Origin of the sequence: Emcibacter sp., assembly GCF_048269205.1 — a bacterium.
GTDB lineage: Bacteria > Pseudomonadota > Alphaproteobacteria > Sphingomonadales > Emcibacteraceae > Emcibacter.
The window spans coordinates 1185501-1204682 of the sequence record NZ_JBLXJC010000001.1 but is presented as its reverse complement, the minus strand read 5'-3'; the positions used below and the strand labels follow the sequence as shown (position 1 = coordinate 1204682).

At 54.3% G+C, this 19182-nt stretch carries 20 protein-coding genes and 1 tRNA gene; 7 read left to right on the top strand and 14 right to left on the bottom strand.

Annotated features, from left to right (window positions below; genetic code table 11):
• Positions 1-16: 16 nt before the first annotated feature.
• A complete protein-coding gene (locus tag ACN0YD_RS05655; protein WP_417317684.1) occupies positions 17-1027 on the bottom strand; it encodes a COX15/CtaA family protein in 1011 nt (336 codons plus the stop codon).
• A gap of 156 nt (positions 1028-1183) precedes the next feature.
• On the opposite strand from ACN0YD_RS05655, the gene ACN0YD_RS05650 reads away from it, so the two are divergent.
• Both ACN0YD_RS05650 and ACN0YD_RS05645 read left to right on the top strand, forming a co-directional pair.
• On the top strand, positions 1184-1603 hold the full coding sequence (locus ACN0YD_RS05650; protein ID WP_417317682.1) for a hypothetical protein: 420 nt from the start codon (positions 1184-1186) through the stop codon (positions 1601-1603).
• Positions 1604-1656: 53 nt separating this feature from the next.
• Positions 1657-1857, top strand: a complete 201-nt coding sequence (locus ACN0YD_RS05645) for a hypothetical protein (protein ID WP_417317680.1) — start codon at positions 1657-1659, stop codon at positions 1855-1857.
• Here the strand turns inward: ACN0YD_RS05645 and ACN0YD_RS05640 are convergent.
• The gene (locus tag ACN0YD_RS05640; RefSeq protein WP_417317678.1) at positions 1849-4155 is read right to left on the bottom strand and encodes an NADP-dependent malic enzyme; all 2307 of its coding nucleotides are present in this window, start codon (positions 4153-4155) and stop codon (positions 1849-1851) included. The two genes, ACN0YD_RS05645 and ACN0YD_RS05640, sit on opposite strands and share 9 nt — an antisense overlap.
• Positions 4156-4312: 157 nt before the next feature.
• Positions 4313-5413, bottom strand: a complete 1101-nt coding sequence (gene ald / locus ACN0YD_RS05635; RefSeq protein ID WP_417317677.1) for an alanine dehydrogenase — start codon at positions 5411-5413, stop codon at positions 4313-4315.
• A gap of 118 nt (positions 5414-5531) precedes the next feature.
• On the opposite strand from ald, the gene ACN0YD_RS05630 reads away from it, so the two are divergent.
• Positions 5532-6017, top strand: coding sequence for an Lrp/AsnC family transcriptional regulator (locus ACN0YD_RS05630; RefSeq protein ID WP_417317675.1), 486 nt, complete (start codon positions 5532-5534; stop codon positions 6015-6017).
• Here the strand turns inward: ACN0YD_RS05630 and ACN0YD_RS05625 are convergent, their stop codons facing one another.
• From ACN0YD_RS05625 to ACN0YD_RS05610, 4 genes are all read right to left on the bottom strand, one after another.
• On the bottom strand, positions 6018-6791 hold the full coding sequence (locus tag ACN0YD_RS05625) for an SDR family NAD(P)-dependent oxidoreductase (protein WP_417317673.1): 774 nt from the start codon (positions 6789-6791) through the stop codon (positions 6018-6020).
• On the bottom strand, positions 6788-7831 hold the full coding sequence (locus tag ACN0YD_RS05620; protein WP_417317671.1) for a phosphotransferase: 1044 nt from the start codon (positions 7829-7831) through the stop codon (positions 6788-6790). The genes ACN0YD_RS05625 and ACN0YD_RS05620 overlap by 4 nt, the downstream gene beginning before the upstream one ends.
• Positions 7831-9048: an acyl-CoA dehydrogenase family protein gene (locus tag ACN0YD_RS05615; RefSeq protein WP_417317669.1), complete on the bottom strand. Its 1218-nt coding sequence runs from the start codon at positions 9046-9048 to the stop codon at positions 7831-7833. The genes ACN0YD_RS05620 and ACN0YD_RS05615 overlap by 1 nt, the downstream gene beginning before the upstream one ends.
• Before the next feature lie 176 nt (positions 9049-9224).
• On the bottom strand, positions 9225-10484 hold the full coding sequence (locus ACN0YD_RS05610) for a hypothetical protein (protein WP_417317667.1): 1260 nt from the start codon (positions 10482-10484) through the stop codon (positions 9225-9227).
• Between the two features lie 215 nt (positions 10485-10699).
• Here ACN0YD_RS05610 and ACN0YD_RS05605 point away from each other — a divergent pair, with 215 nt between their 5' ends.
• From ACN0YD_RS05605 to ACN0YD_RS05595, 3 genes are all read left to right on the top strand, one after another.
• Positions 10700-11077: a hypothetical protein gene (locus ACN0YD_RS05605; RefSeq protein ID WP_417317665.1), complete on the top strand. Its 378-nt coding sequence runs from the start codon at positions 10700-10702 to the stop codon at positions 11075-11077.
• A gap of 81 nt (positions 11078-11158) precedes the next feature.
• Complete coding sequence (locus tag ACN0YD_RS05600) at positions 11159-12916, top strand: N-acyl-D-amino-acid deacylase family protein (protein WP_417317663.1); 1758 nt, start codon at positions 11159-11161, stop codon at positions 12914-12916.
• A gap of 257 nt (positions 12917-13173) precedes the next feature.
• Complete coding sequence (locus tag ACN0YD_RS05595) at positions 13174-13848, top strand: DNRLRE domain-containing protein (protein ID WP_417317661.1); 675 nt, start codon at positions 13174-13176, stop codon at positions 13846-13848.
• 262 nt (positions 13849-14110) lie between these two features.
• Here the strand turns inward: ACN0YD_RS05595 and ACN0YD_RS05590 are convergent.
• The 7 genes from ACN0YD_RS05590 to ACN0YD_RS05560 form a co-directional block, all read right to left on the bottom strand.
• Positions 14111-14187 (bottom strand) — tRNA-Pro (locus ACN0YD_RS05590).
• A 77-nt stretch (positions 14188-14264) separates the two neighbouring features.
• Positions 14265-14711, bottom strand: coding sequence for a MerR family transcriptional regulator (locus tag ACN0YD_RS05585; protein WP_417317660.1), 447 nt, complete (start codon positions 14709-14711; stop codon positions 14265-14267).
• 89 nt (positions 14712-14800) lie between these two features.
• Positions 14801-15103: an integration host factor subunit alpha gene (locus ACN0YD_RS05580; RefSeq protein WP_417317658.1), complete on the bottom strand. Its 303-nt coding sequence runs from the start codon at positions 15101-15103 to the stop codon at positions 14801-14803.
• 144 nt (positions 15104-15247) lie between these two features.
• Positions 15248-16225 carry a beta-ketoacyl-ACP synthase III gene (locus ACN0YD_RS05575; protein WP_417317657.1) on the bottom strand — a complete coding sequence of 326 codons (978 nt, stop codon included), beginning with the start codon at positions 16223-16225 and terminating at the stop codon, positions 15248-15250.
• A complete protein-coding gene (plsX, locus tag ACN0YD_RS05570) occupies positions 16222-17283 on the bottom strand; it encodes a phosphate acyltransferase PlsX (protein WP_417317656.1) in 1062 nt (353 codons plus the stop codon). Before plsX ends, ACN0YD_RS05575 begins: the two co-directional genes overlap by 4 nt.
• A 129-nt stretch (positions 17284-17412) precedes the next feature.
• Positions 17413-17991 carry a YceD family protein gene (locus tag ACN0YD_RS05565; protein ID WP_417317655.1) on the bottom strand — a complete coding sequence of 193 codons (579 nt, stop codon included), beginning with the start codon at positions 17989-17991 and terminating at the stop codon, positions 17413-17415.
• A 10-nt stretch (positions 17992-18001) separates the two neighbouring features.
• Complete coding sequence (locus ACN0YD_RS05560) at positions 18002-18535, bottom strand: ubiquinol-cytochrome C chaperone family protein (RefSeq protein ID WP_417317654.1); 534 nt, start codon at positions 18533-18535, stop codon at positions 18002-18004.
• A 182-nt stretch (positions 18536-18717) separates the two neighbouring features.
• On the opposite strand from ACN0YD_RS05560, the gene ACN0YD_RS05555 reads away from it, so the two are divergent.
• A complete protein-coding gene (locus ACN0YD_RS05555; RefSeq protein ID WP_417317653.1) occupies positions 18718-19182 on the top strand; it encodes an outer membrane protein assembly factor BamE in 465 nt (154 codons plus the stop codon).

Genomic DNA, 19182 nt, shown 5'->3' with positions numbered 1-19182 from the left:
ACAGTAGTCAGAAATTTCAATTCTCCTGTTTCAGCCGGTGCAGGAAATAAAGACTTGCAGAGAGTAGCACAACAGCCCCTGCCTGGTGAAGGGCCGCCAGCGGGATCGGCACTACATGAACCAGCGTCAGGATACCAAGCGTTACCTGCGCCAGCACCGCCGCGAGAAGCAGCCTGCCCGCCACAGGCCGGTATTCCCGGCTTTTCCAGAACAACCAGACAGCCAGCACCGTAATGATATAGGCGCCGATCCGGTGGTCAAACTGCACCGTCATCAGGTTCTCAAAGAAATTCATATACCAGGGACTCTCATAAAACAGCCCCTCGGGGATGATCTGCCCGTCCATCAATGGCCAATCGGTATAGATGAATCCGGCATTGAGCCCGGCCACCAGCCCGCCGAGCAGGATCTGGCCAAAGACAAGCCAAACAAGAACCGCTCCCGGCCGCGTGAACTTGGTTTCGCCATTTCGCGGAGAGACCAGATCAAGCGCGACCCAGAATATGTAAAGATAGATCAATACCGCCAGACCCAGATGGGCGGTCAGGCGATAATGGCTGACATCCGGTTGATCCACCAGACCGCTTTTCACCATCCACCAGCCGAGAAGCCCCTGCAAGCCGCCGAGAATGAACATGACCCACAATTTGGGTTTAAGCGCCGTCTCCACCCGCCCCCGCAACAGGAAGACCATGAAGGGGATGAAAAAGGCGAGCCCGATCAGGCGGCCAAGAATGCGATGTGAATATTCCCAGAAGAAAATGCCCTTGAATTCGTCAAGCGTCATCCCGCTGTTGACCTTCAGGTATTCGGGATACTGTTTATAGGCCTCGAACTCTTCCTGCCATTGCATCTCGTTCAGCGGCGGCACCACCCCGTGAATGGGATGCCAGTTCACCATACTGAGACCGCTTTCGGTGAGGCGCGTGATTCCCCCCACAACAATCATCAGGAAGATCAGGGCACAAACAGAAAACAGCCAGACTGCGATCTGCCGGTTATTTTTTTTATGGTCTTCATTAATCATGGCCATCCCTTTCTGCAACGTTCCTATCTTATCGCCTTTCTGTTTTCAAGGTGTTAGAAAAAACCTGAAACGACAGAGGACCGGCCTGGTTAACTTTAGCTAAAGTTTTAGCAAAAAATCATAAATCCTTAACTGACGACACCTAGACTTTTTGACATGGAAAGAAGCGCCGTTTGCAATGGAGGCATCATTCATCTCAGCAGTCTTTTTCTGCTGACCGGCCTCATTGTGGTGATCTTCCTGTTTCCCCGAACAGCACATTCCCAGGATCTGAAACTGTACCTGCGTGCGCCTGCCAAAGAGGCCCAGTCCTTTCAGGTGAGCAGCAGTTACAAGGATAGTTTGACCATATCCAGCGACCTTGAATTAAATAATAACAATTATTTTTCAAATAGTTATGTTATTAAATTAAGGTATCAGATTAATAAAGGCATTTATTTTCTCGTGGGACGGGGAATCAAACATACGGTTGACCCCCAGCTCTATGCGCCGCCGGGAAGCCATGAATTCAACCCTGCCCTGACACTGAACCGCGCCCCGGCTCTCGGACAGTTTGGTTTCATCATTCAATATTGACAGTGTGCGCCCTGATGCTTACCTAGAGCCGGGAAACGGTTTGCGGAGCATCCATGGATATCGTCACAACTTACAGCCTTCTGGCCCTCAGCCTGGTCCTCACAGGACTTGCCAATATTATGGCCCGCAGACCGAAGGAAATCGGCCGCGCCTGGACCATTCCGTGGAACGGCCTGCAGTTCGTCTTTATCCTGATTGCCATTCTGATGATCCGCCATCTGATCACCCTGTATGGCGGCAGCGGGTCAGTCTGACCCGCCCGGCTTCACATCTTCCCGAGACGCGTTATTCTTGGCATCCACGGCAGCAATGGCCGTCATATTAAAGATGCCGCGCGCACTGGTAGCCGGTGTGACGATATGTGCTGACTGGGCCGCGCCAAGAAGGATCGGCCCGACGAGCAGACCGTTGTCGATATTCTTGACCATATCCAGGCAGATATTCGCCGCATCGAGATCCGGGAAGATCAGCAGGTTGGCCGCCCCCTTGAGGCGGCTGTCGGTAATCAGTTCATTGCGCAGGGCTTCATCCAGCGCCGCTGCCGCATGCATTTCCCCGTCAACTTCCATGTCGGGGAATTTATCTCTCAGGATACGGGACGCCTGCCGCATCTTGCGGGCGGACGGCGCCCGGGAGGAACCGAAATTGGAATGGGACAGCAAAGCAATCTTGGGCTTGAGGCCGAACTGCTCCACCTTGCGGGCAGCGGCGATGGTGGTTTCCACTATCTGGTCCGCCGTCGGGTCCAACCCCATGAAGGCATCGGCCAGGAACAAAGTCTGACGCGGCAGGATCAGGGTGCTGAGAGTGGAAATATCCTGCGATCCACAGCGCTTGCCGATCACCTCGATGATATAGCGAATATGAAAATCGAAACGGCCATAGCTGCCGCAGATCATGGCATCCGCCTCGCCCCTGAGCACCGCCAGGGCGGCAATCACCGTGGTGTTGGTACGGACAATTGTCCTGGCGGCCTCGATGGAAACCCCCTTGCGCCCGACCAGGGAATGATAAAGCTGCCAGTATTCCCGGTAGCGCTCGTCCTGTTGCGGGTTGACCAGTTCGAAGTCCTCGCCCTGTTTCAGGCGCAGGCCCATCTTGTCAATCCTCTGGGCCACAACTTCCGGGCGGCCGATTAGAATAGGATGGGCCATTTGCTCATCCACAACCGCCTGCACGGCACGAAGCACGGACTCGCTTTCCCCCTCCGCATAGATCACCCGTTTTTTCAGGCTCTTGGCTTCCTCAAGCAGCGGCTGCAGCAGCATATTCGATCGGAACACAAAGTTGCCGAGCTTCTCCCGGTATTCATCGATATCCGCCAGCGGCCGGGTCGCCACGCCGGACTCCATGGCCGCCTTGGCCACAGCCGGGGCGACCTCCAGGATCAGGCGGGGATCAAAAGGTTTGGGAATAATATAGTCCGGCCCGAATTTCAGCTCTTCACCCCGATAGGCATCGGCGACCTGTTCAGACGTTTCCCGATAGGCCAGATCGGCAATGGCCTTCACGCAGGCTACCTTCATTTCCTCGTTGATGGTGGTGGCACCAACATCCAGCGCCCCGCGGAACAGGAACGGGAAACACAGCACGTTGTTGACCTGGTTGGGATAATCGGAACGACCGGTGGCGATCACCGCATCGGGCCTCACCTCCATCGCATCCGCAGGCAGGATTTCCGGTGTCGGATTGGCCAGGGCCAGAATAAACGGCCGATCGGCCATTTTAGCGACCATTTCCTTCTTGAGAATTCCCGGCGCACTCAGCCCCAGAAACACATCCGCCCCGCCGATGGCATCGTCCAGGGTCCGCATGTCCGTCTCGACGGCATAGCGGTCTTTATAGGGGTTCATGTCTTTTTTCCGCCCCTTGTAGACCACCCCTTCGATATCCACCAAGATGATATTCTCCTTCGGCAGCCCCATGCTGACCAGCACATCGAGACAGGCCAGCGAAGCGGCACCGCCGCCGGTGGAGACCAGCTTCACGTCCTTGAGTTCCTTGCCGACCACACGAAGGCCGTTATAGATGGCGGCACCGGCGACAATGGCGGTACCGTGCTGATCGTCATGGAAAACCGGGATATTCATCCGCTCTTTCAGGGCTTTCTCGACAATGAAACACTCAGGCGCCTTGATGTCTTCGAGATTGATACCGCCGAAGGTGGGTTCCAGCGAGGCGACAATATCGATCAATTTTTCCGGGTCCCGTTCATCGATTTCGATATCAAAGACATTGATACCGGCGAACTTCTTGAACAGGACCGCCTTACCTTCCATTACCGGCTTGGCCGCCAGAGGCCCGATGGCGCCGAGCCCCAGAACCGCCGTGCCGTTGGTCACCACACCAACCAGATTGCTGCGGATGGTCAGGTTCGCCGCCTCGGCCGGGTCCTCGACAATAGCCTCACAGGCATAGGCCACCCCCGGAGAATAGGCCCGGGCCAGGTCGCGCTGGTTAGCCAACGGCTTGGTCGGCACGATGGCCAGTTTGCCGGGCACCGGCTCATAGTGATATCTGAGGGAAGTTTCTTTGAGCTTGTCGTCTGCCATTCTCGTCTGTCCGTATGATGCTGCCCTGGCGGGCAGTCTGTTTTTACCTTGCCCCTATAAAACACAAATGAGGGACAATTGGTACTGTTTCAGATGAAAATAACAAAAAAAGGGAGGCAATGCCTCCCTTTTGTTTCAAACAGTTATCCTGTCCGGTCTAGATCGGATGATATTCCTTGCCCAGATCGCGGGCCACGGCTTCGTAAGTCACATGGCCTGCGGAGATATTGACTCCGTTTTTAAGGTGCGGGTCATCGGCCACCGCCTGCTTCCAGCCCTTGTTGGCCAGCGCAAGCCCGAACGGCAGGGTGGCGTTATTAAGGGCAAAGGTGGAAGTCCGGGCCACCGCGCCGGGCATATTGGCCACACAATAATGTACCACACCGTCAACGATGAAGGTGGGGTCTGCATGGGTCGTGGCGTGGGAGGTCTCGAAACAGCCGCCCTGGTCGATGGAAATATCCACCAGCACCGCGCCTTCTTTCATCTTTTTCACCATTTCAGCCGACACCAGCTTCGGTGCCGCAGCACCGGCCACCAGAACCGCACCGATGACCAGGTCGGCAGCGAGCACGGCCTCTTCCAGGTCGTGACCGGTGGAAAAGCGGGTTTTCACAGCGCTCTGGAAACGGTTATCCAGCTTGCGCAGCACATCGATATTACGATCGAAAATACTCACATCCGCACCCATGCCGACAGCGATTTCCGCTGCATTCATGCCGGATACGCCACCACCGATAATCACCACTTTCGCCGGCGCCACACCGGGAACACCGCCGAGCAGAAGACCACGGCCGCCTTTTTCCTTCTCAAGGGCATGGGCCCCGGCCTGGATGGACATACGCCCGGCCACTTCACTCATGGGCGCCAGAAGCGGCAGGCCGCCGGCTTTGTCCGTCACCGTCTCATAGGCAATGGCGGTACAGCCAGACGCCATCAGCGCCTCGGTCTGTTTAGGATCGGGGGCGAGATGCAGGTAGGTGAACAGCAGGTGCTTTTCGGTCAGCATAGCGCATTCGTTAAGCTGCGGCTCCTTGACCTTGACGATCATTTCCGCCTTGGCAAAAACCTCTTCAGCAGTGGAGAGGATTTCCGCACCAACAGCCCGGTAGGCGTCATCGGTAAAGCCGATACCTTCGCCAGCTGCAGTCTGGACAAATACCTGGTGGCCATTGCGGATAAATTCCGAGGCGCTTCCCGGCGTCAGGCCGACGCGATACTCATGAACCTTGATCTCTTTTGGCACACCGATAATCATGTGATCTCTCCCTGTCCTGTGCGAAGACGCAAGAATAATGCAAAAGCCACCGCATGTCCTTGCAAAGAAGGCCATGATAAACTTGTTTATTCGCAGATTATTGCGTATATATCTAATTATGAGACAGAAGTTTGACCACATACAGCTAGACAAGATCGATCTTGCCATCCTGCAAATTCTACAGGAAGACGGGCGCATCAGCAATGCCGACCTGGCGGAAAAGGTCGGCCTGTCCCAGAGCGCCTGCCTCAGGCGCGTCAAGGCACTGGAGGAAGAAGGCATCATTACCGGCCATTCCGCCGTTGTGGACCAGACAGCCGCCGGTTATCCGGACAATGTCTTTGTCCAGATCACAGTGGAAAAACAGACCAAGGAAAAGCTGGCTGAATTCGAAGTCAAAGTAAAGGAATGCCCCCAGATCATGGAATGCTACCTGATGTCGGGGGATGCAGACTATCTTCTTAGGGTGATTGTCTCTGACGCCTCCGACTATGAGCGGCTGCACATGGACGTGCTGACCGCCCTGCCTGGCGTCAGCCAGATCAAGAGCAACTTCTCCCTGCGCACCGTGACCAAGACCACCGTGGTGCCATTTCGGACCTGATCAGGAGGCTGTAAGGCCACCATCCAGTACCACGGTCTGCCCCGTCAAGAAACTGTTGTCCGGCGCACAGGCCCATAGGATGCCGTTAACAATCTCATCAACTGTGGCAAATCGCCGCATGGGCACCGCCCCGACAACCTTGTCAACTGTTGCCCTGTCCTGTTCCTCATTCCGGAAGCGGGTCACCATGGGCGTGTGGGTCATACCCGGGCAGATAGCATTGATCCGGATGTTGAAGCGTGCATTCTCTACAGCTGCCGTTTTGGTCAGCCCGACAACCCCGTGCTTGCTGGCCGCATAGGGCCCCATCAGCGGCGCACCGGAAATCCCCGCCACAGAAGCCACATTAAGAATAACGCCCCCCTTATTGCGCTCAATCATATGCAGCAATTCATATTTCAGGCAGTAAAAGACCCCCTTGAGATTGACATCGATAATCCGGTGCCACTGCTCATCATCACACTGGGAGATCGGAAGCAGTTCATGCTCCACCCCGGCGTTGTTGACAGCCACATCAATACGGCCGAGAACACTGATGGAACCTTCGATCATATTCTGCACCTGCACCTTGTCCCTGACGTCGCACAGGCAGTGAGCCACGGTGGCGCCCAGCGCCTCAGCCTCGCGCACGGTTTCGGTCAATGGATCACGGTCCACATCGGACAGGGCCAGTTCTGCACCGGCTTTGGCAAAAGCCAGCGCCGCCGCCCGGCCGATACCAGACCCGGCACCGGTAATCAGGACGGTTTTTCCCTTGTAATCATAAGCGCTCATTTGATTTCTTCTCCCCTGTTGATCACGTCAATGGCATATTGGGCAATTACAGGTACTAGCGCCCCTAACATATGTGCTTTCTGGCTGGAGGCATTGCCGTCCAGCGCTCGTTTGTAAACTCCCTGGACAATGGCGGCGAGCCGGAAGAAGTTGAACGCCAGATAGAAGGGCCAGCCCTCAATCTTCTCGATCCCGCGGCGTTCGCAATATTGCCGGACATATTCCGCCTCGGTGGGCAGGCCGATCTCGGCCCGCTTGAGCTCGCCCAGTCCGCGAATACCAGGGGATTCCCGGGGCAATCGCCACTGCATGCACTGATAGGACAGGTCTGCCAGCGGATGGCCGAGTGTCGACAGCTCCCAGTCGACCACGGCAATGATTTCCGGCTTGTCCTTGTGGAAAATCAGATTATCGAGCCGGTAATCGCCATGGATCAGGCTGATGCTGCCGTCGTCCGTGGGTATATTTTCCGGAAGCCAAGTCATCAGATGCTCCATGGCCTCGAACTTGTCAGTCCGACTCGCCTCATATTGCTTTGACCAGCGCCCGGTCTGACGCTCGAAATAATTGCCCGGCGCGCCATAGTCTGTGAGCCCGGTCTTTTCCAGGTCCACCTCGTGGATCGCCACCATAACCCGGTTCATTTCATCGAAATAGTCCCAACGATCCTCTTGTTTGATCTCCGGCAGGCTCGGGTCCCAGAAGATACGCCCGTCTTCAAAGCTCATGATATAGAACCAGCTGCCGATCACCTCATCATCCTGACACAGGTGATAGGGGGTCGCCACCGGCACATCGGTGCCCTGGAGGGCGGAAATGACCCGGAATTCCCGGTCCACCGCATGGGCCGATTTCAGCAACACGCCCGGCGGCTTGCGGCGCAGCACATATGTGCCGCTTTCAGCCTCGATTTTAAACGTGGGGTTGGACTGGCCATCGGAAAATTTGGAAGCCTTCAGCGGCCCCATGAAGCCGGGCATCTGCTGCTCCAGGTATCCAGCAAGCTTTTCCTCGTCCAGTTCACTGACCCCTCGGGACATCAGCCTTCTCCCCCGCGGTATTTACGCAACAACTGTTTGGACAGCGACATCATATGCACCTGGTCCGGCCCGTCAGCCAGACGCAAGGTGCGGGCATAGGCAAAAGCACGGGCGAGGAAGAAATCCTGGCTGACCCCGCCGCCGCCGTGAATCTGGATGGCCCGGTCAATCACCGTCTGGGCCATCTGCGGCGCCACCACCTTGATCATGGCGATCAGGTCGCGGGCTTCCTTGTTGCCGTAGCGGTCCATGCGGTCGGCAGCTTTCAGAGTCAGGAGCCTCGCCTGTTCGATCTCGCATTCGCTGCGGGCAATGTCCTCGCGCACAGACCCTTGCGCGCTCAGCGGCTTACCGAAGGCCACCCGGCTATCGGCCCGGTTGCACATCATTTCCAGCGCCCGCTGAGCCACACCGATCAGGCGCATGCAATGATGAATGCGGCCCGGGCCGAGCCTGCCCTGCGCGATTTCAAAGCCCCGTCCCTCACCCAGCAGCAGATTGCTGGCCGGCACCCGGACATTTTCAAACAGCATTTCCGCATGGCCGTGCGGCGCATCGTCATCGCCAAAGACTCTCAACGGGCGCACCCGGGTTACCCCCGGGGTATCCATCGGCACCAGGATCATGGACTGCTGATGATGAATATCCGCATTGGGATCGGTCTTGCCCATGACAATCAGGATCTTGCAGCGGGGATCCATGGCGCCGCTGGTCCACCATTTGCGGCCATTGATCACATAGTCGTCGCCATCGCGCTCAATCCGGCACTGAATATTGGTGGCGTCACTTGAGGCCACCTCCGGCTCGGTCATGGCAAAACCGGAACGGATGGTGCCGTCCAGCAAGGGCTCAAGCCATTGTTTCTGATGATCAGCGTTACCATAACGCACGATCACTTCCATATTGCCGGTATCGGGCGCCTGGCAGTTGAAGGCCTCGGGCCCGATCAGGCTCCGGCCCATAATTTCCGCCAGCGGCGCATATTCCAGGTTTGTAAGCCCGGCGCCGTAATCGCTCTCGGGCAGGAACAGATTCCACAGCCCTTCGGCTTTGGCCTTGTCCTTCAACTCCTCCATAATGGGTGGAATGGTCCAGCGGGTAGCCTCGGGCTCGATATGGGAAAAATAGGCCGCCTCCGCCGGATAGACATGGGCCTCCATGAAGGCAGTCAGTCTCTCGCGAAGTTCCTGCACCCTGGCGGAATATTCAAAATCCATGTCGGTTCCCTTTTCCCTATATAAGCTGCATAAAGAATATCACTCCGGCGGATTATTTTCAAACGATCGTTCGAAGTAATAATATCTATCAGATATATTGATCCTGCAAGAGAGAACGAATCAAAAAGGCGGGAACCTCCCGCCTTTTATCCACCGCCTCGATCTGCTGTTGTCGGTCAGTTACCAAACAGCGGTTTGCTTTGTTTGGCCTGCAGCGCCGCCATATAATCCTTCAGCGCGGCGACAAGCGGCATGCCCGCCGGTTTATTATAGCGCTCGATATTCCGGGCGCATCTCTGCAATTTCTGAATAAAACTCTGCCAGTTTGACTTAACCAGCCCGTTTTCAATATCCGTGCGCAGATTGTCCGTCTGGGTGGCCACACAAATTTCCCGGTTATAATTTATGCCGCTGTAACTTTCTTCAAGACCGGCCATCAATATCAGCGACTGCTGTGTCGCCTTGACCATATATTTTTTATAGGCCTCAATCTCGTCAGGTACAAACTGATAGGGCTGGCCCGGCAAAGCAGGCAGTTCATTCACATTGGCGGCCTGTACCTTTGCCTCATGTTCCATTAGTTTTTTGTAATAGTTCCGGGCGAGTTCGTTGATATCAGCATCATATTTGCGACCGGATACCTGCAAAAGTCCGTTTGCACATTGCCCAAGCCAGAGTGTAATCATCCTATAGAGCATGGAAGCGCTTCTCTCCGTCTGGACAATCTTCCGGCATTCTTCAAGCTTGTCGCTCTGGCGAGCCATCGGGTCATATTTCTGCATCATGCCTTTCACATGCGCTCGAATCTGCTCTATTTCGCTCCAGTTGAAGGACCAGGGTTCTTTTGGCAGAGGATAGGCCTGTTCGTCCAGCGATATCCTGACCGGTTTTTTCTCGCCAGTGTCCGCCGTTTTTGCCTTGCCATTTGTCAGATCGGCATACCGCTCATCAATACTGGCGTCTAGGGCCTCTTGCACAGTCTTCCGTTCTTCGCGGTCCGTGCCTGCGGGATACCGCAGAAGCGGCGTCATCCTCTGCTGCCAGAGCGACATGGTCGGATAGTCGGCATTGAAATAGGGGGCTATTTTGCCCGCCGCCATCCGGCAGTTCCGGCCGGCGATATTATAGGTCAGGACAGCAAGGGGCGTGTAAGTGGCCGCGTTGGTTGCCTCGGCAAAGGCTTTCATCTGGTCCTGGCAGGCGATCAGCGCCTTGACAGTCATCGCATTGCCCATTTTGAATTTGGTATAGGGGGTAATCTCCGGAAGAGCCTGCGCCTCCACGCGCGTTTCTTCCAGGCGTTCATCAATATAATCCGCGAGTCCGGCAACAAAACCGCGGATCCGTTCAAATTCTTCCGGGTTTTCGGTGATATATTTGCCCAGCGGCGACGCGCTAAAATCTTCCGCTGCCTGAGCGGGAAGAACGGATGACAAGACCAACGCCGAAGAGAGAACTAAAAAAAATGCAGAAATAAATCGTTGTAAATACATAAAATTTTCCCCTGAATTATTCGTATGACAATACATTTAAATTTAGAAATATGTCAAAATAAAGTACACAGTTCTGCGAAGGATAATCTTTAGCCCGGGACTTGAAACTTGTCCTGAACAGGGTAAAAGGAAGAGAACAACGCAAGGAACCATCCCCCATGTTCGGCCTGACCAAATCCCAGATGACCGTGATCGGTTTTATACTCTTCTTCCTCGCCGTCACTTTCGGCGGGGAGCTGTATAACAACTGGCTTTATGACAAGGAGCAGCATCTGCCCCGCCTGGTGATGCGGCTGGAGCAGGCCGACGGCGAGGAATATATCCTCAGTATTTCCCAGAAGGACTATAAGGCCGGCATGACCGAACTCACGGCGCTGGTCGAGGAGTTGTACCCGGACCGCGAGGGGCTGGTGATGTCGGAAACCATCGACTGCCTGGAATTCCGCACTCGCCTCAAGGAAACCATGTCGGTCGCTGGAAAAGAAGAGTTGCGGACAAGCTGGGAATATGAGGCCTGCTATCCGGAGCGGAAGTGAGGGGATAACTCTAATAATCTCACTAAACTCATGCTATCCTGTGCGCAATCATAAACCCGCAACCCAACCGGGAGGATAAACATGGCGCAGGGATATCGCCGCAGACCGCTTCGCACATTCTTTATTTTCATTACCGTCCTCACCCTCGCCGCCTGTGGCAAGGAAGAACCCGCGGCCCCGGACTATGACATCCTGATCACGGGCGGCATGATCTATGACGGCACCGGCGGCAAACCTTACGCCGGGGAAGTGGCGATCACAGGCGACCGCATCGCCTATGTGGGGCCGGATGCCCCCGGTACCGCCGTGGACGTGGTGAATGCGAAAGGCAAGGCGGTCTCCCCCGGCTTTATCAATATGCTGAGCTGGGCTGTGGACAGTCTTCTGATTGACGGGCGGGGATTAAGCGACCTCAAGCAGGGCGTGACCCTGGAGCTGTTTGGCGAGGGCCGCAGCATGGGCCCCCTCACCCCTGAGATGAAAGAAGCCATGATTCGCCGCCAGGGCGATCTCAAATTTCCGGTGGAATGGACCACGCTGGATGAGTATCTGTCCCATATGACCGGGCGCGGCGTGTCCCCCAATGTGGCCTCGCTGATCGGGGCGGCCAGCGTACGGGTGCATGAGCTCGGCGAAAATAATGTGGCGCCCACCCCGGAACAGCTCAAAAGAATGAAACAGGTTGTTGTCCGGGCCATGGAGGACGGCGCCATGGGCGTGGGCTCTTCCCTGATCTATGCGCCGGGCAATTTCGCCTCTACCCAGGAACTGATTGCCCTGGTCGGGGAAGCGGGCCGCTGCGGCGGCATCTATACCACCCATATGCGCAACGAGGGAGACCGGATTTTCGACGCGCTGGAGGAAACCTTCGACATTGCCCAGGCTACCGGCACCCCGACGGAAATCTACCACCTGAAACTTTCCGGCCGGCAGAACTGGCACAAAGTGGATGAGCTCATCAAGCGGATCGAGGACGCCCGGGCCGGCGGCCTTGAGATCAGCGCCGACATGTATACTTATCCGGCGAGCTCCACCGGTCTTGACGCCTATATGCCGCTCTGGGTGCAGGAAGGCGGTATCGAGAAATGGATCGCCCGCCTGAAAGCCCCCAAAACCCGCAAGAAACTGCTCAACGACATGCAGAACCCCAACGCCAGGGGGGAAAATATGGGACGGCGCACCCCGGCGGACAAGGTTCTGCTGGTCGGTTTTAAAAATGACGACATGAAACAATATACCGGCAAGACCCTGGCCGATATGGCAAAGCTGTGGAAGCTCACACCTGAGGAAGCGGCCATGGAGCTGGTGATCCGGGATGGCAGCCGGGTGCAGGTGATCTATTTCGTCATGTCGGAAGACAATGTGAAAAAACAGCTCGCCCAGCCCTGGGTCAGCCTCGGCTCGGACGGGGACGCCGAACCGGCGGAGGGTATCTTCCTCAAATCCATGACCCATCCCCGGAGCTACGGCAACTTTGCCCGGCTGTTCGCCAAATATGTGCGCGAGGATAAAATCATGTCCGTCGAGGAAGCGGTCCGGCGGGTGACCGGCCAGCCAGCGGCGCTATTGCAGCTTAAGGACAGGGGCCTGCTGCTGGAGGGCTACCATGCCGATGTGGTGATCTTTGATCCCGCCACCATCCGGGATAACGCCACCTTTGAAAAACCGCACCAATATGCCAGCGGTGTGGACCATGTCTTTGTCAACGGCGTGCACACGATCCGGGACGGCGAACATACCGGCGCGCTGGCGGGGCAAGTGGTCCGGGGGCGCGGCTGGAAAGGCTGGCCTGACGGCGGCTGCCGCAAAAAAAGCAGCGACTGGAAGGATTTACCCTGATCAATACAGGCTGAAAACAAAAAAAGACCCGGAATATTCCGGGTCTTTTCTTTTGGTCGGAATGGCCGGCATCAATTCAAGAGTCCCCTATCCCGTTGTTCCCAAAACTGTAAAGAACATCATAATATGTCAGCTTTCTTTACAGTATTAATTGCCACTCAATATTATTCATTGCTTACATTCAATGGTTTCCCACTATTTTTGCGATTTGGCGCGAATTTTGCTTATTCATTGATTTTAGGTCAAAGGGGATTCCCATGAGAAAACTGTTATTTTCAATATTCTTATTTATTGTTGGCTTTTCATTTCCAGCCTCAGCTTCGGTTATTATCCTTCAACCCAATTCAGTAGATGGAAAAGATGCCAATATTTCCAATGGAGATGCGGCCAATTTAAATCTTGGTGACAACGATAGCGTAGTTATTAACTGGGGATATGACACTCGGTCAATTGGGTTAATCGAGTTTGATCTTAGCGCCATCCCAGAAGGAGCCAATATCAATTCTGCAACATTAGAAATGTATCACGGAGCCAATTCTTGTTATGGCTGTGAGTATGAATTATATAGAGTTACTTCAGCTTGGTCTGAACAATCTGTTACATTTAATACTGCCCCCAGTTACGACCCTCTTGTCGAGGCAACACTATTAATTGAAGACACCATGTTTGGTGGTATATATCGTTCATGGGATATTACTTCATTGGTAACTGGATGGCACTCTAACAGTTATGATAATTATGGTATGTGGGTTGAAGGAAATTTTGATCTTCAAAATGCAGTTGCATATTTCAGGTCTTCTGATTCATCAGCTAGTTTCCGTCCAAAACTCACTATAAATTTCAGTACTAATAGTATACCTGAACCCGCTCCACTAGCGCTCGTCGGTCTTGGACTTATTGGCCTTGGTATTGTAAGAAAACGTCGCGGTTAAAAGTTTTAGCTGTTCTAGTAAATTGAATATTATAAAGACGGCTTCCAGTTTTGGAGGCCGTTTTTTACTTTAGTAATGCTTTAGACTCTCATTAACGATGAACTGATTAACTTCCCTTTCCTACAATGTCCTGAATGATTAAATTCCACCAAATAATTTTGCAGGTGCAGGCAGTGACAAACTTACCCAGCCTGTCCTGCACTGTATTACCCCCCAATCAGCACAAAAAAACCCGCCGTCCTTTCGGTCAGCGGGTTTCTTTTGGTCGGAATGGCCGGATTTGAACCGACGACCCCTTCACCCCCAGTGAAGTGCGCTACCAGGCTGCGCTACATTCCGATATAAAAATCTCTGGTAGAAATCCGGAAAATTCGAGGTGAATCACCCGGAAGTGGGCGCACTATAGCGCCGGTTTTTCAGGAGAGCAACTGGCCTTTGAGCTTTTTTCGTACATTTTCCAGACGTCCGCGGATTTCCGTCAGTCCCTCCAGCCGGGATGCCGTCTCTCCTGTCGGTTCGGTCTCAGCCTGCGCACTGACGACGGACGCCACCACCGGAGCACTGTCCGGCTCGTCACTGTCATTGGCATATTGCTGGACGATGGTTTTGACCCCCTGCTCGCGCAGGAGCTTCTGGGCGCCCTTGATGGTATAGCCGTCTTCATGAAGAAGCGCACGGATGGCCTGGATGATTTCCACATCCTCGGGCCGGTAGTAGCGGCGGCCGCCACCCCTTTTCATGGGCTTGATCTGGCTGAATTTTCCTTCCCAGAAGCGCAGTACATGCTGGGGAACATCCATGGCATCGGCGACCTCACTGATGGTCCGGTATGCGTTGGGTGATTTGGCCTGACGTTTCGCCATCGGCAAAAGTACCTTTCATTTCGGGAGGCGAAGGCTCCACCTGCCGGATAAGACTACCCGGCAGCCACTGTCCCCCCTGTCATCCGGGATTAACTTTTATTAAGTCCGCTCACGCGATCCTTGAGAACCTGGGACGGACGGAAAACCAGAACGCGCCGCGGTTCGATGGGAACCTCCTCGCCGGTTTTCGGATTGCGTCCAATCCGGCCGCCTTTGTCGCGCACTACAAAACTTCCGAATGAGGAAATTTTCACATTGTCGCCGGTGATAAGATTTTCAGCGATTTCGTCCAGTACAGTTTCTACCAGTTCTGCGGATTCGTTCCGTGAAAGGCCTACTTCCTGGTATACAGCCTCGCTCAGATCAGCTCGTGTAATTGTTTTACTGCTCATGTGTTTTAACCCTTGTTTTCAGCCCATAGCGTACTTTAGCCAAAATAGTCCGTCAATATCAAAGGGATGTCAGGCTTTCCTAAAGGACTGCATAATTTGATTTAACAGAGAGAATCTAGGGCAAAGCGGTTAAAAAAATGGTAATTACCACCGTAGAAGACAGGCTCCCCAAGTGAAACCACCCCCCATGGCCTCGAGAATCACGATATCACCCTTATCGATTCGCCCTGATTTCACTGCCTCGTCCAGCGCCAGCGGGATGGATGCCGCGGAGGTATTTGCATGTTTATGCACGGTCACGACAATCTTGTCCGGGTCAATACCCAGCTTTTTGGCCGTACCATCCAGAATGCGCTTATTGGCCTGATGCGGCACCACAAGATCCACATCCTCCGACTTGAGGCCCGTCGCCTCCAGGGACTCACCCACCACGTCGGCAAGGTTCTTGACGGCATGGCGGAAGACTTCCCGCCCCTTCATGCGCAGATAGCCTGTGGAACGGGTGGAGGACGGACCGCCGTCCACATAAAGAAGCTTGTTATAGCGACCGTCCGAATGCAGATGACTGGTCAATATTCCCCGGTCCGTATTCTCTCCTGTACCTTCTATGGCGGACAGAACCACGGCCCCGGCACCATCGCCAAACAGAACACAGGTCGTGCGGTCCTCCCAATCCAGAATGCGGGAGAAGGTCTCGGCCCCGATCACCAGAACATTTTTGGCCTGACCGGTGCGGATAAAATTGTCAGCTGTGGTCAGGGCATAAATAAAGCCGGAACAAACCGCCTGCACATCGAAGGCCGCGCCGTGGGTCATGCCCAGGGCCGCCTGAACCTTTGTGGCCGTGGCCGGAAAGGTCTGGTCCGGTGTTGCCGTGGCCAGAACAATCAGGTCAATATCCGCCGCCGTCATGCCGGCATCTTCCAGCGCCCGTTCGGCCGCTTTCAACGCCAGGTCAGAGGTCATCTCCCCTTCCGCCGCGATATGACGCTGGCGAATCCCGGTGCGCTCGATAATCCATTCATCGCTGGTATCGACTTTTTCCTGGAGTTCAAGGTTTGTGACAACCTTTTCGGGAAGATAGGAACCGCAGCCGGCGACTGCAGAACGGATAACACTCATGAAACTTTTTCCTCGGCGACGACGGCTTCTTCGACCTTGTTGTGCCCTTCGAAATTCTTAAGATCTTCAGTAATCTTGCCGGCCAGGTCGTTGGCCGCCATGTCCACAGCGACACCAATAGCGCTGGCAAAACCTGACGCTGATGCACTGCCGTGACTTTTGATCACCAAACCATTCAACCCCATAAATACGGCGCCATTGTGGTTGTTGGGATCAAGATGGTCCTTCAGCCCCTGAAGGGCGGAACGGGCAAACAGATAACCGATTTTTGAAAAGATGGAGTTTTTCAGGGCTGCAGACAGCAGGCCGGAGATCATCTTGGCGGTTCCCTCGGCCATTTTCAGAGCTACGTTCCCGGTAAAGCCGTCCGTGACGATCACGTCCACCTCCCCGTTGGCCAGCCCGTGACCCTCGGAAAAGCCGACATAGTTGATGGGCAGATCCGCTTCCCTGAGAATCTTGTCCGCATTCTTGATTACTTCGTTGCCCTTGAGCTCCTCCACACCCACATTAAGCAGGGCGACGGAAGGACGGTTCAATCCCAGCACCGTGCGGGCAAAGGCGGCCCCCATGATGGCGAACTGAACAAGGTTGTTCTCATCACATTCCACGTTGGCGCCGAGATCCAGCATGATGCTTTCCCCCCTGGACGTGGGCAACAGAGAGCCAAGCGCCGGCCGGTCGATCCCCGGCATGGTGCGCAGCATAAATTTGGCCATGGCCATAAGGGCGCCGGTGTTGCCGGCGGAAACCGCCGCACAGGACTCTCCCTGGCGGACGGATTCAATGGCAAGTCCCATGGTTGAATCACGGCCGCGGCGCAGGGCCTGGCTCGGTTTTTCCTCAGCGGAAACAACCTTTTCCGTATGACGGATTTCACAGTTATCCTTGAGCAAGGGGAATTTGGTCACCAGCGGCACGACTTCCGTCTCGTCACCAAAAAGGATAAATTTCACATTGGGATAACGTTCCCGGGCTATTGCAGCCCCTTCCACCACGATTTCCGGCGCATCGTCGCCGCCCATCGCGTCAAGAGATATGATCAGTTCCCGTTCCAATATAAACCTGTTTCCTGATTCTGCTTGCCGCCGGCATTGGTCATCCGGCAAAGTCCCATCGAATCAATTATGTCGCACATATGTTTTTTTATTACTAACGGCACGACAATAATGAAATATCCCTGATCTTCAAGACTTATGTTTAAGTGTTTTCAGTACTTCGAAAGGATTTTTCTTTTCTGCAACAAGAGTTTCGTCATCCTCCTGCAGAATTTCATACCCCAGTTCGTCACCCTTCGCTCCCTGCTTGCGGGGATAGGGGTTCATGGAAAGGGAAAGATGTTGGGCCAACTGCTCCCCCAAATCGATCACCTGGCCGATCAGGGGCTCGATATCCTCTTCATCATAGGCAAATTCAATTTCCTGCCGTTCCACCAGCTCATCAAAATCCTCGTCAACGAAATAAACAGTGAAGCTGCCGGCCACATCTTCCGGTACCGGCTCCAGGGTCACAGAACAGGCTTGCACAACACGGGCGCTGAAGGAAGCGTCCAGCTGGAAGCGAACCGCCTTCTGGCCGCGCACCGGCTTCAGGACACATTCCGACTTTAAGTTCTCGACGGCAATGACACCGAAGCGTTCAGCCAGGGCTGCTTCTTCCTCCGGCGTGGCTTCTATTTTAAATCCCCGGCCGCTTTGCGGCAGAGTAGCGATATCTATCGGTCTCGAGAATTCCGACTGAAGGGGCGATGTGGTTTCTTCGTTCATGAGCGTCTTTTCAAAGAGGATACCGGTTGAAAACCTGCTGTCCCGAATAAATATGGCTGATATCGTGCTTTTCAAGGGCAGAGACCTGATCGGTTACATACTGTACAATGGTTTTCAGCCGCTCTTCCTCTACCTCCTGGCCCCGGTAGATATTCCGGACCAGCGCTTCGCCAAACTCTCCCGGCTCTTCCAGAAATTGTTCATAGGCCTGCTGACGGCCATAATAGGCCTCGGCCATGGCCTTGACCTTTTTGCCGACGCTCAAGTCCCCTACCCCCATTTCCCTGAGCGACAGATCCATATTCTCAAACATGACTTCCTTCAGATAGCGTCGCAGCTGTCCGCTTTCATCCGTTTCCTCCTGCTGCAGCCTGTGCAGCAGAATGAACATATGCAGGCAGATCATGTCAAAGCGGCCATCCAGGCTGTCCTCTACGCCCAGCTTTTCATAAAAGACGGGCAGACGGGCCTGTTCCACCACCTGGCCAAACAGCGCATAGGCGGTATCTTTCAATTTCTTCTTTCGGGAAAAAAAGCCAAACATTATATGCTTTCCGACGACAACATTATTCAGCCACAGTCTTTGTCAATGATACATCTGCAAAACAATTGACTAGCAGGGCGACAAATGCCATTTTGATGCAAATTTGCGCATGAGGTATCATGCCGACAGAAAATGTGCAATTAAAACTGTAAATAGATTTGGACCGGGTCTGGCTGCTTATTATGAAGAATTCACTGAAAACTCTGATTGCCCTTGTTGCGACTGTCATTCTTGTCAGTGCCTGCTCTCCCAGAAAAGAAGTGCGGGGCTACATGGCGGATGAAAAGCTCATTTCGGCAATCCGTCCCAATGTGGATACCCGGAATTCGGTGAAGTCCATGCTAGGCAGTCCGACAACCGTCGCCACCTTCGATAACCTGAACTGGTATTATTACAGCAAGAAATCAGACCAGATCGCCTTTTTCAAGGAAGATATCACCGAGCTGGATATTCTCGCCATACGTTTCAATGAAGACGGTTACGTTACCGCTGTAGACAGATATAATCTTGCTGATTTCAAAGAAGTCAACCCTGTGGGCGACAAGACCAAGACCTATGGCCGGGAGCTAAGCTTCTTCCAGGAGCTGTTTGCCAACATCGGTCGCTTCGGCACCTCCGGCCCGCAGACACCGCAGGCCGGAAACTAG

Excerpts from the sequence above, each read along its gene's own strand:
- ACN0YD_RS05585 (WP_417317660.1), bottom strand. The coding sequence starts at position 14,711 with ATGGCGAAACGTCAGGCCAAATCACCCAACGCATACCGGACCATCAGT.
- ACN0YD_RS05555 (WP_417317653.1), top strand. The coding sequence starts at position 18,718 with ATGAAGAATTCACTGAAAACTCTGATTGCCCTTGTTGCGACTGTCATT.
- ACN0YD_RS05605 (WP_417317665.1), top strand. The coding sequence starts at position 10,700 with ATGTTCGGCCTGACCAAATCCCAGATGACCGTGATCGGTTTTATACTC.
- ACN0YD_RS05560 (WP_417317654.1), bottom strand. The coding sequence starts at position 18,535 with ATGTTTGGCTTTTTTTCCCGAAAGAAGAAATTGAAAGATACCGCCTAT.
- ACN0YD_RS05630 (WP_417317675.1), top strand. The coding sequence starts at position 5,532 with ATGAGACAGAAGTTTGACCACATACAGCTAGACAAGATCGATCTTGCC.
- ACN0YD_RS05655 (WP_417317684.1), bottom strand. The coding sequence starts at position 1,027 with ATGATTAATGAAGACCATAAAAAAAATAACCGGCAGATCGCAGTCTGG.
- ACN0YD_RS05595 (WP_417317661.1), top strand. The coding sequence starts at position 13,174 with ATGAGAAAACTGTTATTTTCAATATTCTTATTTATTGTTGGCTTTTCA.
- ACN0YD_RS05625 (WP_417317673.1), bottom strand. The coding sequence starts at position 6,791 with ATGAGCGCTTATGATTACAAGGGAAAAACCGTCCTGATTACCGGTGCC.
- ACN0YD_RS05615 (WP_417317669.1), bottom strand. The coding sequence starts at position 9,048 with ATGGATTTTGAATATTCCGCCAGGGTGCAGGAACTTCGCGAGAGACTG.
- ACN0YD_RS05650 (WP_417317682.1), top strand. The coding sequence starts at position 1,184 with ATGGAAAGAAGCGCCGTTTGCAATGGAGGCATCATTCATCTCAGCAGT.
- ACN0YD_RS05580 (WP_417317658.1), bottom strand. The coding sequence starts at position 15,103 with ATGAGCAGTAAAACAATTACACGAGCTGATCTGAGCGAGGCTGTATAC.
- ACN0YD_RS05575 (WP_417317657.1), bottom strand. The coding sequence starts at position 16,225 with ATGAGTGTTATCCGTTCTGCAGTCGCCGGCTGCGGTTCCTATCTTCCC.
- ACN0YD_RS05600 (WP_417317663.1), top strand. The coding sequence starts at position 11,159 with ATGGCGCAGGGATATCGCCGCAGACCGCTTCGCACATTCTTTATTTTC.
- ACN0YD_RS05565 (WP_417317655.1), bottom strand. The coding sequence starts at position 17,991 with ATGAACGAAGAAACCACATCGCCCCTTCAGTCGGAATTCTCGAGACCG.
- ald (WP_417317677.1), bottom strand. The coding sequence starts at position 5,413 with ATGATTATCGGTGTGCCAAAAGAGATCAAGGTTCATGAGTATCGCGTC.
- ACN0YD_RS05640 (WP_417317678.1), bottom strand. The coding sequence starts at position 4,155 with ATGGCAGACGACAAGCTCAAAGAAACTTCCCTCAGATATCACTATGAG.
- ACN0YD_RS05645 (WP_417317680.1), top strand. The coding sequence starts at position 1,657 with ATGGATATCGTCACAACTTACAGCCTTCTGGCCCTCAGCCTGGTCCTC.
- ACN0YD_RS05620 (WP_417317671.1), bottom strand. The coding sequence starts at position 7,831 with ATGTCCCGAGGGGTCAGTGAACTGGACGAGGAAAAGCTTGCTGGATAC.